Here is a 14,857-nt window from a genome sequence, read left to right as displayed (position 1 = left end):
GGAAACAAGGGATAAAGTGGAGGCTTCTGTTGCCAGGTGCCTCCGAACCCCGCCTAGCGGAGCTTAACCCGCTAGGACTTTAAGATGGTCTTTCAAACTGCGTTACGCAGCCTGAGCAACCGGAGCAAAGTTGTCGTTGGCAACTATTGCATTGGCCCGATGTCGGCGGAACCATACCGAGAAAAAACACGCCCTTTACGCCCTCGTCGATCCTATTTCGCCCCCGCCGAAAGCCACCGCGACGGATGGGTTTTGGTGGAGGCGCCGGGTACCGCCCCCGGGTCCGAATGGTTTATTGCGACGGTCATTTATTTCCATAGCCGGCGAACCGGCACCCCCAATATAGCGACAAAGTCTTAGAAAAACAGAGCCGATTCAGGCCCTTTCGGCTGTGAAAACCCGCCGATTTGGGGTGGCCAGGCTTTTGGCCAGGAATCTTGGCTAGGAATCTTGGCGCTGTCCCGGCGCCGTTCTAGGTTCTGCCCATGCCCCCGGAATCCCCGCCGGTTGCCGCCCCGGCGCCGGACGCCTCCGCACCATCTCCGCCCCACCAGCCCGGCCTGCTCGAGCTGTTCCTGGCCTTTGCCAAGATGTCGCTGGCCGGTTTTGGCGGGGTTCTGGTCTGGGCCCGGCGCGCGATCGTCGAGCAGCACCGCTGGATGACCGCGGAGGAGTTCAACGAGGCCTTCGCGCTGTGCCATTTCCTGCCAGGTCCGAACATCGTCAACCTGTCGGTCGTATTCGGCTCGCGCTTTCGCGGCATAGCCGGCGGGCTCGCGGCCTTCGCCGGGCTGGTCGGGCCGCCGATGGTGATCGCGACCATCCTTGCCGCGCTCTATGCCCGTTACGGCGACATCGACGTGCTGCGCCGGACGCTCGCCGGCGTCGCCTGCGCCGCGGTCGGGCTGCTGTTCGCCGTCGTCTTCAAGATGATGATGCCGCTCCTGAAGCGGCGCGATGTCGCGGGCCTCGTCATTCTGGCCGCGGTTTTCGTCGCGATCGGACTGATCCGGTGGCCGCTCCAGATCGTGCTGCTGGTGGCGGTCCCGCTCAGTATTGCGACCACGGTCCTGGCCCGCCGCATGGTGCGGGCATGAGCCCGGACTCCAACCCGATCGCGGCGCTGGTCTGGACCTTCGGCCTGATGTCGCTGTTTGCGGTCGGCGGCGCCAATTCGGCGATTCCCGAAATGCACCGTGCCGCCGTCGACGTGCATCACTGGCTGACCGACAAGCAGTTCGCCGACGTATTCGCGATCTCGCAGCTCTCGCCGGGGCCGAACGTGCTGATCGTGACCTTGATAGGCTACTCGGTCGCAGGCGTCGCCGGGGCGTTGGCCGCGACGGTGGCGATGTGCGGACCGACCGCGCTGCTTGCCTATTATGTGAGCCGTTTCCTCGATCGCTCGCGCGACGCGCGCTGGCCGGCGATGATCCAGGCGGCACTGGTTCCGTTGTCGATCGGTCTGATGGCGGCCTCTGGCCTGATCGTGGCGCAGACCTCAGACCAAAGTTGGATCGCGGTCCTGATCACCATTGTCGCGGCCGCGCTTGCTTTCGCGACGCGGATCAACCCTTTGTGGATGTTGCTGGCCGGAGGCCTCTTGGGTTTCGCTGGCGTTATCTGACGAAAATCGCTAGCAAGGCTTTCGGTCAACGCACCACAAGCCAAGCCATTCAATCAAAACGGGCGGGACAGCCCTGACGGGGGAAGCGAAGTCATGAGCGATACGCCGAGCGAGGCGCCGGTCAAATCGATCTTGCCGAAATGGGTGCGCGGTCCGCAGGACTTTGTCGGCGGGCTCGCCATGATGGCGGTTGCGCTGTTTGCCTTGTGGGCCTCGAGCGATCTGCAGGGCATGCATGGATTTTCGTTCGGCGCCGGAACCGCGCCGCGCATGTTCGCCGTGCTGCTGCTGTTGCTCGGCGGTGGTGTCGCGCTGATGGGAGTTCTGCAGGCCGGCCCGCATATCGCGGCCTATTCCTGGCGCGGCCCGTTGTTCGTATCCGCGGCAATCGTGTTCTTCGCATTGGCGATCCGGCCGCTCGGGCTTGTGGTCTCCGCGTTTGCCGCCTTCATGATCGCGGCGATGGGCTCGCAGGAGACGAAACTGGTCGAGGCCGTCATTGTCGGCGCCTGTCTGACCGTCGGCTGCGCATTGCTTTTCCCCTATGTGCTGGGACTTCCGATGCCGATGTTCCCGCGTTTCCTGATCCAGTGAGGGCGTGATGGAACTGTTCGCCAATCTCGCCCACGGTTTCGCGGTCGCATTCTCGCCGATCAACCTTCTGATGTGCCTGATCGGCGCGCTGGTCGGCACGCTGGTCGGCGTGCTGCCGGGCATCGGCACCATCGCCACCGTGGCCATGCTGCTGCCGATCACCTTCGGCCTGCCGCCGGTCGGGGCGCTGATCATGCTCGCCGGCATCTATTACGGTGCGCAATATGGCGGCTCGACCACCTCGATCCTGGTCAATATTCCGGGCGAGGCGACCTCCGTGGTCACCGCGCTTGACGGCCACCAGATGGCCAAGCAGGGCCGCGCCGGCCCGGCGCTGGCGATCGCCGCGATCGGCTCGTTCTTCGCCGGCTGCGTCGCGACCGTGCTGATCGCCGTGCTCGGCGCGCCGCTGACCAAGCTCGCGCTGGCGTTCGGCCCGGCCGAATATTTCTCGCTGATGGTGCTCGGCCTGATCTTCGCGGTGGTGCTCGCCAAGGGCTCGGTGCTGAAGGCGATCGCGATGATCGTGTTCGGCCTGTTGCTGTCGATGGTCGGCTCCGACATTGAAACCGGCGCCTCGCGCATGGCCTTCAACATCCCTGAGCTCGCCGACGGCCTCGGCTTTGCCACCGTGGCGATGGGCGTGTTCGGCTTCGCGGAGATCATTCGCAACCTCGACCACGGCGCCGAGATGAACCGCAATTTGGTGCAGCAGAAGATCACCGGCCTGATGCCGACCAGGAAGGACATCGCGGATTCCACGCCGGCGATCCTGCGCGGCACCGTGCTCGGCTCGATCCTCGGCATCCTGCCGGGCGGCGGCGCGGTGATCGCGTCGTTCGCGGCCTATACGCTGGAGAAGAAGCTGGCGAAGGACCCGAAGCGGTTCGGCCGCGGCGCGATCGAGGGCGTGGCGGCGCCGGAAAGCGCCAACAACGCCGCGGCGCAGACCTCGTTCATCCCGCTGCTCACGCTCGGCATCCCGCCGAACGCGGTGATGGCGCTGATGGTCGGCGCGATGACCATCCACGGCATCGTGCCGGGTCCGCAGGTGATGCAGAAGCAGCCCGATCTGGTCTGGGGCATGATCGCCTCGATGTGGATCGGCAATCTGATGCTGATCATCATCAACCTGCCGCTGGTGGGCATCTGGGTTCGTCTGCTGCGCGTGCCGTACCGGCTGATGTTCCCCTCGATCGTGGTGTTCTGCGCGATAGGCATCTACTCGGTGAACAACGCGCCGGTCGACGTCGTGCTCGCCGGCGTGTTCGGCCTCGTCGGTTATTGGCTGATCAAGCATGATTTCGAGCCGGCACCGCTGCTGCTCGGCATGGTGCTGGGCCCGCTGATGGAGGAGAACCTGCGTCGCGCGCTGTTGATCTCGCGCGGCGACTGGAGCGTGTTCGTGTCGCGGCCGCTGTCGGCGGTGCTGCTGGCGATCGCGGCCGGTCTGCTGGTGCTTGCCGTGCTGCCGACCTTGCGTGCCAAGCGCGACGAAGTGTTCGTGGAGTCCGAGGGCTAGCGCATGATCCGGAAAGGTGTGGAGCGGTTTTCCGGATAGATCATGCGCAAACAGGGTGCGCCGGCCCTGCGTCGGCGCGCCGCAGGCGGAAGTCGAATCGACACTCGATGTCGCCCCGTGAAATGAAAATGCCGGCCGATTTGGCCGGCATTTTTATTGGTCAAACGTTCCGGGAGGAATTGAGATGATGTCCATTCGCTCGCTTGCGGGCGCATGCCTTTCGGCCATCGTAGCGCTCGGCGCATTCGCCGTGCCGGCGTCCGCGCAAAATTATCCGACCCGCACCATCACCATGATCGTGCCGTTCGCAGCCGGCGGCCCGACCGACGTCATCTCGCGCATCGTCACCGCGCACATGGCGCAGACGCTGGGACAGAGCATCGTGATCGAGAACGTGGTCGGCGCCGGCGGCACCACCGCGACGACGCGCGCCGCACGCGCCGCCAATGACGGCTATACGCTGATCACAGGGCATATGGGCACGCACGCCGCCTCCGTGCCGCTCTATCCGAAGCTGGCCTATCACCCGGAAAAGGATTTCGAGCCCGTCGCGCTGCTCGCCGGCACGCCGATCCTGATCCTTGCCCGCAAGGACTTTCCGCCGAAGGATCTCAAGGAATTCGTCACCTACGTGAAGGCCAATGCCGAGAAGGTCAACGCCGCGCATGCCGGCATCGGCTCGGTCTCGCACGCCTCCTGCGAACTCCTGAACTCGATCCTCGGCATCAAGCCGGTCGGCGTGCCCTTCAACGGCACCGGCCCGGCCATGAATGCGCTGGTCGCCGGCCAGGTCGATTACATGTGCGACCAGATCGTCAATGCGGTGCCGCAGATCAACGCCGGCACCATCAAGGCCTATGCGGTCGCGACCCCGGAGCGCAACCCGTCGCTGCCCAATGTGCCGACCACGACGGAAGCCGGCTTGCCGGCATTCCAGGCCCAGGCCTGGAACGCGATTTTCGCGCCGAAGGGAACTTCGCCCGCCATCATCGCCACGCTGAATGCCGCGGCCATCAAGGCGCTCGACGACGAGAACGTCCGCAGGCGCCTGCTCGAGCTCGGCAGCGTGATCCCGGCGCCGGCCAACCGCACGCCGGAGGCGCTCGCGACCCTCATCAAGAACGAGATCGCGAAGTGGACGCCGGTGCTCAAGCCGGCAACTTAATCCAGCACGATCAAGTGGATAGGACAGGGGCGGAACGCGAGTTCCGCCCCTTGTCGTTTGGCGCGGAGTGCTCACTTTTCAGGGTATAATCGGCGCGTTCAGCCGAATCAGCGTGCCGACCGGCGGCCTCGGCCGCTACATTGGCCGTTCTCTCGAAAGCCCGAAACAGACGCCATGAACCAGTATCACGACCTGCTCGAACGCATCCTCGCCGACGGCGCCGAGAAGCACGACCGCACCGGCACCGGGACGCTGTCGATCTTCGGCCATCAGATGCGCTTCAACCTCGCGGCCGGCTTCCCGATGCTGACCACCAAGCGGCTGCCGCTGAAGGCGATCGTGCACGAGCTGCTCTGGTTCCTCGCCGGCGACACCAACATCAAATATCTCAACGACAACGGCGTCACGATCTGGGACGAATGGGCCGACGCCAACGGCGACCTCGGTCCGGTGTACGGCTCGCAATGGCGGTCGTGGCCCGCGCCGGATGGCCGCAGCATCGACCAGATCGCTGGCGTGGTCGAGATGATCAAGCGCAACCCGGACTCGCGGCGGCTGATCGTCAGCGCCTGGAATCCGGCCGAGGTCGACAAGATGGCGCTGCCGCCGTGCCACTGCCTGTTCCAGTTCTATGTCGCGAACGGCAAATTGTCCTGTCAGCTCTATCAGCGCTCGGGCGACGTCTTCCTCGGCGTGCCCTTCAACATCGCCTCCTATGCGCTGCTCACCATGATGGTCGCGCAGGTGACCGGGCTCAAGCCCGGCGATTTCGTGCACTCGCTCGGCGACGCGCACCTCTACTCGAACCATCTCGAGCAGGCGCGCCTGCAACTGACGCGGCCGACGCGGCCGTTGCCGACGATGGCGATCAATCCGGACGTGAATGATATCTTCGCGTTCCGCTACGAGGACTTCAAACTCGAAGGTTACGACCCGCATCCGCACATCAAGGCCGAAGTCGCGGTCTGATGTCGCTCTTGATCCGCCGCGCGCGGCCCGATGAGGCCGGACTGGTGTTCTCGCTGGTCCGCGAACTCGCCGAATACGAAAAGCTTCTGCATGAGGTTCACGCCAGCGAGGCCGATATCGCCGACGCGCTGTTCGGCGCCAATCCGCGGCTTTATTGCGACATCGCGGAATGGAAGGGCGAGCCTGCCGGCTTCGCGGTCTGGTTCGTCAACTTCTCGACCTTCGCCGGCCGTCACGGCATCTATCTCGAAGACCTCTTCGTGCGTCCGGCGCTGCGCGGCAAGGGCATCGGCAAGGCGCTGCTGGTGCATCTGGCGAAGCAATGCCTCGCCAATGGCTGGTCGCGCCTGCAATGGGCGGTGCTCGACTGGAACGCGCCGTCGATCGCGTTCTACAAGTCGCTCGGCGCCGAGCTGATGGACGAATGGACGATTTGCCGCGTCTCCGGCGAGGCGCTGTCGACGCTCGCGGAAGGGGCGCGCTGATGGAGATCGTGCTCGTCGTTGCGGTCGCCGAGAACGGCGTGATCGGGAAGGACAACGCCATTCCGTGGCGGCTGAAATCCGATCTGCGCCGCCTCAAGGCGATCACGCTGGGCAAGCCCGTCGTGATGGGACGCAAGACCTTCGAATCCCTGCCCAGGCCGCTGCCGGGACGCACCAACATCGTGGTGACGCGCGATGCCAACTACCGTGCGCGCGGCGCCATCGTCACGACGTCGTTTGAAAACGCCCGCGCCATTGCGCTTGGTGACGCGCTGCGGCGTTTCGCCACTGAAATTGCAATCATCGGCGGCGCGGAAATCTATGCGCAGTGGATGGGCATCGCCGACCGGCTTGAGATCACCGAGGTTCACGCCCGGCCGGACGGCGATACATGGTTCGACAAAATCGATGCGAAGGCGTGGGAAGAGGTGGCGCGCGTGCGAAATCCGGCAGGGCCGGACGACAGCGTCGACTTCTCCTATGTGACATATCGTCGGCGCGGCCGGGGTTAACCAATGTTTGCATTGACAATTATGCCCCGGCGCATAGCTCGTCCGGCCAGGAAGCTTGCGTTGTAAGGGCCCTAGCGGTCCCCTATAACCGGGCCGGACATTCGAGCCCGGGCGTCCCGCCCGGACTTGCCGAGGAGATGTTTGATGCCGTGGAAAAATCAAGGCGGGGGGCCCTGGGGCTCGGGTCCGAAAGGGCCATGGGGCACCGGTCCGCAGTCAGCCGGGCCAAGGCCGCCGGATCTTGAGGATCTGCTGCGGCGCGGCCAGGACCGCCTGCAGCAGTGGCTGCCCGGCGGGCATTTCAGCGGCATGGGCGTCGCGCTGGTGCTGGTCGCCGCGCTGGCGATCTGGTTCGCGACCGGCATCTTCCGCGTGCAGTCCGAAGAGCTCGGCGTCGTGCTGCGCTTCGGCAAATATGTCCGCGATGCGCAGCCGGGCCTGCGCTATCACCTGCCATATCCGATTGAGACAGTGCTGCTGCCGAAGGCGCTGCGCGTCAACACGATCTCGATCGGCATGACCCTGATCGACGACCCCGCTCGCCGCGGCCGCACCATGCGCGACGTGCCGGAAGAGAGCCTGATGCTGACCGGCGACGAGAACATCGTCGACGTCGACTTCACCGTGCTGTGGCGCATCAAGCCGGGCGGGGCCGGCGCCTATCTGTTCAACATCCAGAATCCCGAAGGCACCGTGAAGGCGGTTGCCGAAAGCGCGATGCGTGAGGTGATCGGCCGCTCGCAGATCCAGCCGATCCTGACCGGGGCGCGCAACGTCACCGAGCTGAACGTCCAGGAGCTGATGCAGAAGACGCTCGATACCTACAACGCGGGCATCCAGATCACGCAGGTCCAGATGCAGAAGGTCGATCCGCCGGCGCAGGTGATCGACGCATTCCGCGACGTGCAGGCGGCGCGCGCCGACCTGGAGCGCAAGCAGAACGAGGCGCAGACCTACGCGAACAGCATCGTGCCCGGAGCACGCGGGCGTGCCGCGCAGATTCAGCAGGCCGCCGAGGGTTACAAGGAGCAGGCGGTCGCCGAGGCCAAGGGCCAAAGCGCGCGCTTCCTCAAGGTCTATGAAGAGTACAAGAAGGCACCCGACGTGACGCGCGAGCGCATCTATCTGGAGACCATGGAAAAAGTGCTCGGCGGCTCCGAGAAGCTGGTTTACGACGGCGGCCCGGGCCAGAACATCGTGCCCTACCTTCCGCTCGGCGAACTGACGCCGCGGCGTCCGGCGGCACCGGCAACGACCGGCCAGCAGCAGGGAGCCACCCGATGAGGTCTCCCGTCACCGGCATTGTGTCCCTGATCATCCTCTTCATTGTGCTCGCCGTCGGCTATAGCTCGGTGTTCACCGTGCAGCAGACCGAGCAGACCATCGTCTTGCGGTTCGGCGAGCCGGTCGACATCGTCACCGAGCCCGGCCTGCACTTCAAGGCGCCGTGGAATTCGGTGATCAACGTCGACAAGCGCATCCTCGATCTGGAAAACCCGTCGCAGGAGGTGATCGCCTCCGATCAGAAGCGGCTCGTGGTCGACGCCTTCGCGCGCTATCGCATCAAGAATGCGTTGCGCTACTACACCAGCGTCGGCTCGATCCAGGCCGCCAATCTGCAGCTGACCACGCTGCTGAACGCGGCGCTGCGCCGCGTGCTCGGCGAGGTCAACTTCATCACCGTGGTGCGTGACGATCGCGAGAAGCTGATGCAGCGGATTCGCGAGCAGCTCGACAGGGAAGCGGACGGATACGGCATCGAGGTCGTCGACGTCCGAATCCGCCGCGCCGACCTGCCGGAGCAGAACAGCCAGGCCGTCTACAACCGGATGAAGACCGAACGCGAGCGCGAGGCGGCCGAGTTCCGTGCCCAGGGCGACCAGAAGGCGCAGGAGATCCGCTCCAAGGCCGACCGCGAAGCGACCGTGATCGTCGCCGAGGCCAACTCGGCCGCGGACCAGACCCGCGGTGCGGGCGATGCCGAGCGCAACCGCCTGTTCGCCGAAGCCTATGGCAAGGACAAGGACTTCTTCGCGTTCTATCGCTCGATGACGGCCTATGAGAACGGCCTGCGTTCCAGCGACACGCGTTTCCTGCTGCGGCCGGACTCGGAATTCTTCAGATACTTCGGCGGTGCAAGTGGCAAGTTGCCTGAGGCGGCCGCCGCGCCGAAACAGTAACGTCACGACCTGAACATCAGGACTTGGCGGCGATGCGGATGACGCTTCGCCGCCGACCAAAAACAACAAGTATCGAGCGGGAGGCTGCCATCCGATGAAGTCCATAGCGTTCGGCGACTTCCTCATCGGGTTGGGAATCCTGTTCGTGCTCGAAGGCATCCTGTTCGCGGCAAGCCCGGCCTGGATGCGCCGGGCGATGAAGAGCGCGCTGGCGACGCCCGACAACATCCTGCGCATCGTCGGTATCGGCTCGGCGGTCGCCGGGCTTGTGCTGATCTGGGCGGTGCGAAGATAGTCGCCGTTCCGGAGCATGCGAAACATGACCGCCAATGCGCGGTGGCGCATCGGGGAACCTCGAGATTCCCAGGGCGCAATTGCGCTCCTGAGGTTCAGCCCTGTCGGGCTGCCCCGGAACGACAAGCAAGACTGAACATATCGTGAGCCTCTCGCAGCCGGTTTTTCGCCGAAATGCCGGGCTGAGATGCTTGCGCCGTATGCCCGTTCGGGCGCACTCTGTAACCAGCTCATTTGAACCCGTTTGCCTGGAGAAACTCCGACATGACCGCTGCCAGACCAGCCCTGAGCCGCCGCTTCCGCATGATGGGAGCCGCGATCTCGATCGGTGCTGCGAGCATGCTGAGCTCCGTGCCGGCGTTCGCACGCGGTCCTGAAGGCATCGCGGACATCGCCGAGAAGGTGATCGACGCCGTCGTCAACATCTCGACGTCGCAGACCATCGAGGCCAAGGACCGGACGATGCCGCAGCTGCCGCCGGGCTCGCCGTTCGAGGAATTCTTTGACGACTTCTTCAAGAACCGCCGCGGGCCGCCTGGCAAGGGCGGCGACAAGGGCGGCGAGTTCCAGCCGCGCAAGACCAACTCGCTCGGCTCGGGCTTCATCGTCGACACCGCGGGCATCGTCGTCACCAACAACCACGTCATCGCCGACGCCGACGAGATCAACGTCATCCTCAACGACGGCACCAAGATCAAGGCCGAGCTGGTCGGCGTCGACAAGAAGACCGACCTTGCGGTCCTGAAATTCAAGCCGCCGAAGCCGCTCACCGCGGTCAAGTTCGGTGACAGCGACAAGATCCGGCTCGGCGACTGGGTGGTCGCTATCGGCAACCCGTTCAGCCTCGGCGGCACGGTGACCGCGGGCATCGTCTCGGCCAAGAACCGCGACATCAGCCAGGGCCCGTACGACAGCTACATCCAGACCGACGCCGCCATCAACCGCGGCAATTCCGGTGGTCCGCTGTTCAACCTCGATGGGGAGGTGATCGGCGTCAACACGCTGATCATCTCGCCGACCGGCGGTTCGATCGGCCTCGGCTTCGCCGTGCCGTCGAAGACCGTGGCCGGCGTCGTCGACCAGTTGCAGAAATTCGGCGAGCTGCGCCGCGGCTGGCTCGGCGTGCGCATCCAGCAGGTCACCGACGAGATCGCCGACAGCCTCAACATCAAGCCGGCGCGCGGCGCGCTGGTTGCCGGTGTCGACGACAAGGGGCCGGCCAAGCCGGCGGGCATCGAGCCCGGCGACGTCGTCGTCAAGTTCGACGGCAAGGACGTCAAGGACCCCAAGGATCTGTCGCGCATCGTTGCCGACACGGCGGTCGGCAAGGAAGTCGACGTCGTCGTCATCCGCAAGGGCAATGAGGAGACCCGCAAGGTCACGCTCGGCCGGCTCGAGGACAACGAGAAGGTTCAGCAGGTCAACGCCAAGTCGAAGGACGACAGCGCCGAGAAGCCGGTGACCCAGAAGGCGCTCGGTCTCGATCTCGCGGCGCTGAGCAAGGACCTGCGCACCAAGTACAAGATCAAGGACAGCGTGAAGGGCGTCGTCGTCACCGGCGTCGACGGCAACTCCGATGCCGCCGAGAAGCGGCTGTCGGCGGGCGATGTCATCGTCGAGGTGGCGCAGGAGGCGGTATCGAGCGCCGCCGACATCAAGAAGCGCGTCGATCAGCTCAAGAAGGACGGCAAGAAGTCGGTGCTGCTGCTGGTCTCCAATGGCGATGGCGAACTGCGCTTCGTCGCGCTCGGCGTGCAGTAGGCGTGTCGTCCCGGCGAAAGCCGGGACCCATACGCCGCGGCCTCTCTTGTTGAGGAAGTGGGCAACGGCTTTTCTAGGTAACCGGCATCGGTGGTTGATGGGGTGGACGGCCCCCTACGGCATCAGTTGTGCCAGAATGAGGTTGTTGCAAATCTCAGACAAGGGAGCCGTCCGTGAGAGAGATTATCCGCATCGGTATGGATACGTCGAAGCATATTTTTGTGCTGCATGGGGTTGATGCGGCCGAGCAGGTTGTGTTGCGCAAGAAGCTGTCGCGGAAGCAGGTGCTGGATTTCTTCGCCAAGTTGCCGCCGACGGTGATCGGGATGGAGGCCTGCGGAGGCTCGCAGCATTGGGCGCGAGAGCTTGGCAAGCTCGGCCATGAGGTGAAGCTGATGGCCCCGCAACTGGTGAAGCCCTACGTGATGCGGAACAAGAACGACGGGCGGGATGCGGAAGGGCTGTGTGAAGCGATGGGCCGGCCGAGCATGCGCTTTGTGCCGGTCAAGACGGCCGAGCAACAGGCCGCGCTGATGCTGACGGGTATCCGCGATGGATTGATCGCCCGGCGCACCCAGCTTGGCAATACGATCCGTGGCCATGCGGCGGAGTTCGGCCTGATCGCAGCCAAAGGGGTCGACAAGGTCGAGCCGCTGCTGGCGCGGATTGCGCAGGACGAGACGCTTCCCGCCCTGGCGCGCGAGTTGTTTGTCGTGCTGGGCCGCGAGTACGCCAGGCTCGAGGGCGAGCTTGGGGAGATCGAAGCCAAGCTGATGGCCTGGCACCGATCCGATGCCACGGGTCGGCGTCTGGCGCAGATCCCCTCGATCGGTCCAATCATTGCGACGATGCTGGTGATGAAGACGCCGGATCCGCTTGCCTTCCGTTCCGGCCGGCACTTTGCGGCTTGGCTCGGCCTCACACCTCAAGACCATTCCACCGGCGGCAAGACCAGGCTCGGCAAGATTACGCGGGCGGGCGACGAGGACTTGCGACGGCTGCTGGTGATCGGGGCCACGGCGGTGATCCAGCAGGCCAGGCGGGGACGCGGTCATCACTCGCGCTGGCTGCTGGCACTGATCCAGCGCAAGCCGCCGAAGCTTGCGGCCGTGGCGCTCGCCAACAAGGTGGCCCGCATCGCCTGGAAGCTGATGGCAACAGGTGAGAGCTACGATGTGGCACGGATGAATCCCATTCCGGCCACCTAACAGATTGGCCGGCCGGCGGGCTCGCTCGCCGGTCGACCCGGAGCTGCAGGAGCAGATGGAGCGATCGATCGAGCAACGATGCGAGACAATCCGTGGGACCCATCGGCCGTCAACAGGTCGCCTGGTTGTTTGGAACTCGCATCGCGCAACCCATCTTGGCCAGCGATCGACCCGATCGCACTCAACAGGCCGGACATATGGATGCAAGCGATCCGATCTCACCAAAAAGCTCTTGTGCCACGGGGGCCGTCCACATATGGGTCCCGGCTTTCGCCGGGACGACGCCGAGGATCAATTCTCGACGAACTCATCCCGCCGATAACCCTGCGCATACAGCAGCGCGGTGAGATCGCCGTGGTCGATCCGGACTGCGGCTGCGGCCGCGACCGCCGGCTTGGCGTGATAGGCAACGCCGAGGCCCGCAGCCTGGATCATGCCGAGATCGTTGGCGCCGTCGCCCACCACCAGCGTGTCGATGTCGTCGAGATCGAAGGATTCGGTGAGCTCGATCAGGGTGGCGAGCTTGGTGGCGCGGCCGAGGATCGGCTCGACCACTTCGCCGGTCAGCTTGCCGCCCGCGACCTGCAACTGGTTGGCACGGTTCTCCTGAAAGCCGACCTTCGCCGCGACCACCTTGGTGAACAAGGTGAAGCCGCCCGAGATCAGGCAGGTATAGGCGCCGTGCGCGCGCATGGTCATGACCAGTTCGCGCCCGCCCGGCGTCAGCGTGATGCGCTTGTCGAGCACCTCGTCGACCACGCTGACCGGCAGGCCCTTGAGCAGCGCCACGCGCTCGCGCAGCGCGGACTCGAACTCGATCTCGCCGCGCATCGCGCGCTCCGTGATCGCAGCGACATGGGCCTTGAGCCCCGCGAAGTCGGCGAGCTCGTCGATGCACTCCTGGCCGATCATGGTGGAATCCATGTCGGCCAAAAAAAGCTTCTTGCGCCGGGCGATCCGAGCCTGCACGACAATGTCGATCGGCAGGTCGCCGCGGGCCTGGCGAAGGCGGTCCTCGATTGTCTTGATAGCGTCCCTGCTGCTGTCCTCGCTTTCGAACGGAATGTCGACGGCGACTTCGTTGAACAGCCACTGCGCCGGGCCGGGTGAGGGCAGCACGGCCCGCGCACCGTCGATGATGGTGGAGTCGAGCGCGGGGCTTGCAGGATTGCAGATCAGCGTGGCAACGAGGGACATGCAGGCGCATTCGGGATTGTTGAACAAGGCAGTGCTTATCGCAGGGCCGACCGCCAGCGGCAAGTCGGCGCTGGCGCTCGAACTCGCGCAGCGGACCGGCGGGGTCGTGATCAACACCGACTCCATGCAGGTCTATCGTGACCTCCGGATCATCACGGCGCGGCCGACCGCAGGCGAAGAGGCGCTGGTTCCGCACCGGCTCTACGGCCATGTCGACGCCGGCGTGAATTTCTCCGCCGGCGCCTGGGTGGCCGATGCCGCGAAGGTGCTCGGCGAGGTGCGTGCGCAAGGACGGCTGCCGATCTTCATCGGCGGCTCGGGCCTCTATTTCAAGGCGCTGACGCGCGGCTTGTCGGCGGTGCCGCCGATCTCGGCTGATGTGCGCGACGGCGTGCGCGCACGGCTTGAGCAGCACGGCGTCGAGGCACTGCATGCCGAGCTTGCCGAGCGCGATCCGGTGTCGGCCGAACGGCTGAAGCCGCGCGATCGTGCGCGCATCGCGCGGGCGCTCGAGGTGGTCGAGGCCACCGGCCGCCCGCTGCCGGACTGGCATCGCGAGGGCCTGCCGCCACTGCTGCCGCCGGGCGATTTTCATGCGCTGTTCCTCGCGCCGGAGCGCGAGACGCTCTATGCACGGATCGACGCGCGGTTCGGCTCCATGCTCGATGCCGGCGCGCTCGACGAGGTCGCGGCGCTGGCGGCCCGCGGGCTCGATCCGCTGCTGCCGGCGATGAAGGCCCATGGGGTGCCGGCGCTGATCCGGCACCTCAAGGGCGAGATCGGCCGGAAAGAGGCCGCCGAGATCGGCCGGGCCGACACCCGCCATTATGCGAAGCGCCAGTTCACCTGGTTTCGCCATCAGCTCCCTGAATTCGCCTGGGTCGAGCCGGATTCGGCCGGCAAATGGCTGCGAGAGCAAACCCCGTAGCCCGGATGGAGCGCAGCGCAATCCGGGGGACCGGCCCCTCCGCGCGGAGGCTGTCCCGGATTGCGCTGCGCTCCATCCGGGCTACCAGGCAGGCTTCCCGCACGCCCGTCAGCCATGCGCGTTCGCCTGCGCAAAAACACTCGCCGAACGAGCGGAACCTCGGTACAGTACGGAAATCGCGAAAGTGCTTGCCTTGCCTTGACATTCAGGCTTTGGCCGCTATGTTCGCGCAACCTTTGGGAAGACTGGGTCGTCTCGTGCGCAACATTATTACCAAACTGCTTATCGCCGTCGTACCCAGGCACACCGCCGGGGATGGCTAGCGGCCATCCAAATTCGGGCGGTGTGCATGGGGCCTCTGGGGCCCCTTTTTATTGCCCGAAGCCGAACTGACGAGAACTGACAAAAGCCGCGC

At 65.1% G+C, this 14,857-nt stretch carries 15 protein-coding genes and 1 other RNA gene; 14 read left to right on the top strand and 2 right to left on the bottom strand.

Annotation, left to right across the window (positions count from 1 at the left end; translation table 11 throughout):
• Positions 1-15: 15 nt before the first annotated feature.
• Positions 16-372, bottom strand: a transfer-messenger RNA (tmRNA) gene (gene ssrA / locus XI02_RS31640).
• A gap of 113 nt (positions 373-485) precedes the next feature.
• On the opposite strand from ssrA, the gene XI02_RS31635 reads away from it, so the two are divergent.
• From XI02_RS31635 to XI02_RS31575, 13 genes are all read left to right on the top strand, one after another.
• Positions 486-1,097 (top strand): chromate transporter, encoded by a 612-nt coding sequence (locus XI02_RS31635; RefSeq protein WP_172647455.1) that lies wholly within the window; start codon positions 486-488, stop codon positions 1,095-1,097.
• On the top strand, positions 1,094-1,627 hold the full coding sequence (locus tag XI02_RS31630) for a chromate transporter (RefSeq protein ID WP_016841072.1): 534 nt from the start codon (positions 1,094-1,096) through the stop codon (positions 1,625-1,627). Before XI02_RS31635 ends, XI02_RS31630 begins: the two co-directional genes overlap by 4 nt.
• 93 nt (positions 1,628-1,720) lie before the next feature.
• A complete protein-coding gene (locus XI02_RS31625; protein ID WP_016841071.1) occupies positions 1,721-2,221 on the top strand; it encodes a tripartite tricarboxylate transporter TctB family protein in 501 nt (166 codons plus the stop codon).
• Positions 2,222-2,228: 7 nt separating this feature from the next.
• On the top strand, positions 2,229-3,743 hold the full coding sequence (locus XI02_RS31620) for a tripartite tricarboxylate transporter permease (protein WP_018272999.1): 1,515 nt from the start codon (positions 2,229-2,231) through the stop codon (positions 3,741-3,743).
• 184 nt (positions 3,744-3,927) lie between these two features.
• Positions 3,928-4,908 carry a tripartite tricarboxylate transporter substrate binding protein BugD gene (locus tag XI02_RS31615; protein ID WP_016841069.1) on the top strand — a complete coding sequence of 327 codons (981 nt, stop codon included), beginning with the start codon at positions 3,928-3,930 and terminating at the stop codon, positions 4,906-4,908.
• Between the two features lie 174 nt (positions 4,909-5,082).
• Positions 5,083-5,877 carry a thymidylate synthase gene (locus tag XI02_RS31610; protein ID WP_016841068.1) on the top strand — a complete coding sequence of 265 codons (795 nt, stop codon included), beginning with the start codon at positions 5,083-5,085 and terminating at the stop codon, positions 5,875-5,877.
• Positions 5,877-6,362: a GNAT family N-acetyltransferase gene (locus XI02_RS31605; RefSeq protein ID WP_172647456.1), complete on the top strand. Its 486-nt coding sequence runs from the start codon at positions 5,877-5,879 to the stop codon at positions 6,360-6,362. Before XI02_RS31610 ends, XI02_RS31605 begins: the two co-directional genes overlap by 1 nt.
• Positions 6,362-6,874 carry a dihydrofolate reductase gene (locus tag XI02_RS31600; RefSeq protein WP_069277958.1) on the top strand — a complete coding sequence of 171 codons (513 nt, stop codon included), beginning with the start codon at positions 6,362-6,364 and terminating at the stop codon, positions 6,872-6,874. The genes XI02_RS31605 and XI02_RS31600 overlap by 1 nt, the downstream gene beginning before the upstream one ends.
• Positions 6,875-7,018: 144 nt before the next feature.
• Positions 7,019-8,158, top strand: a complete 1,140-nt coding sequence (gene hflK, locus XI02_RS31595) for an FtsH protease activity modulator HflK (protein ID WP_172647457.1) — start codon at positions 7,019-7,021, stop codon at positions 8,156-8,158.
• Entirely contained in the window at positions 8,155-9,054 is a 900-nt protein-coding gene (gene hflC, locus XI02_RS31590) for a protease modulator HflC (RefSeq protein ID WP_016841064.1), read from the top strand. The genes hflK and hflC overlap by 4 nt, the downstream gene beginning before the upstream one ends.
• Positions 9,055-9,148: 94 nt before the next feature.
• On the top strand, positions 9,149-9,349 hold the full coding sequence (locus tag XI02_RS31585) for a DUF2065 domain-containing protein (RefSeq protein ID WP_016841063.1): 201 nt from the start codon (positions 9,149-9,151) through the stop codon (positions 9,347-9,349).
• 263 nt (positions 9,350-9,612) lie between these two features.
• Positions 9,613-11,109, top strand: a complete 1,497-nt coding sequence (locus XI02_RS31580; RefSeq protein WP_172647458.1) for a Do family serine endopeptidase — start codon at positions 9,613-9,615, stop codon at positions 11,107-11,109.
• A 173-nt stretch (positions 11,110-11,282) separates the two neighbouring features.
• Positions 11,283-12,317 carry an IS110 family transposase gene (locus XI02_RS31575; RefSeq protein WP_026192254.1) on the top strand — a complete coding sequence of 345 codons (1,035 nt, stop codon included), beginning with the start codon at positions 11,283-11,285 and terminating at the stop codon, positions 12,315-12,317.
• A gap of 291 nt (positions 12,318-12,608) precedes the next feature.
• On the opposite strand, the gene serB is transcribed toward XI02_RS31575, so the two are convergent.
• Entirely contained in the window at positions 12,609-13,514 is a 906-nt protein-coding gene (serB, locus tag XI02_RS31570) for a phosphoserine phosphatase SerB (protein ID WP_172647460.1), read from the bottom strand.
• Between serB and miaA the strand changes: the two genes are divergently transcribed.
• A complete protein-coding gene (miaA, locus tag XI02_RS31565; protein ID WP_172649120.1) occupies positions 13,513-14,442 on the top strand; it encodes a tRNA (adenosine(37)-N6)-dimethylallyltransferase MiaA in 930 nt (309 codons plus the stop codon). The two genes, serB and miaA, sit on opposite strands and share 2 nt — an antisense overlap.
• Positions 14,443-14,857 lie beyond the last annotated feature (415 nt).

The sequence above is a fragment of the Bradyrhizobium sp. CCBAU 21365 genome (assembly GCF_015291305.1).
GTDB lineage: Bacteria > Pseudomonadota > Alphaproteobacteria > Rhizobiales > Xanthobacteraceae > Bradyrhizobium > Bradyrhizobium elkanii.
The sequence above is the reverse complement of the archived record's forward strand: the minus strand, read 5'-3'. Positions and strand labels throughout refer to the sequence as shown.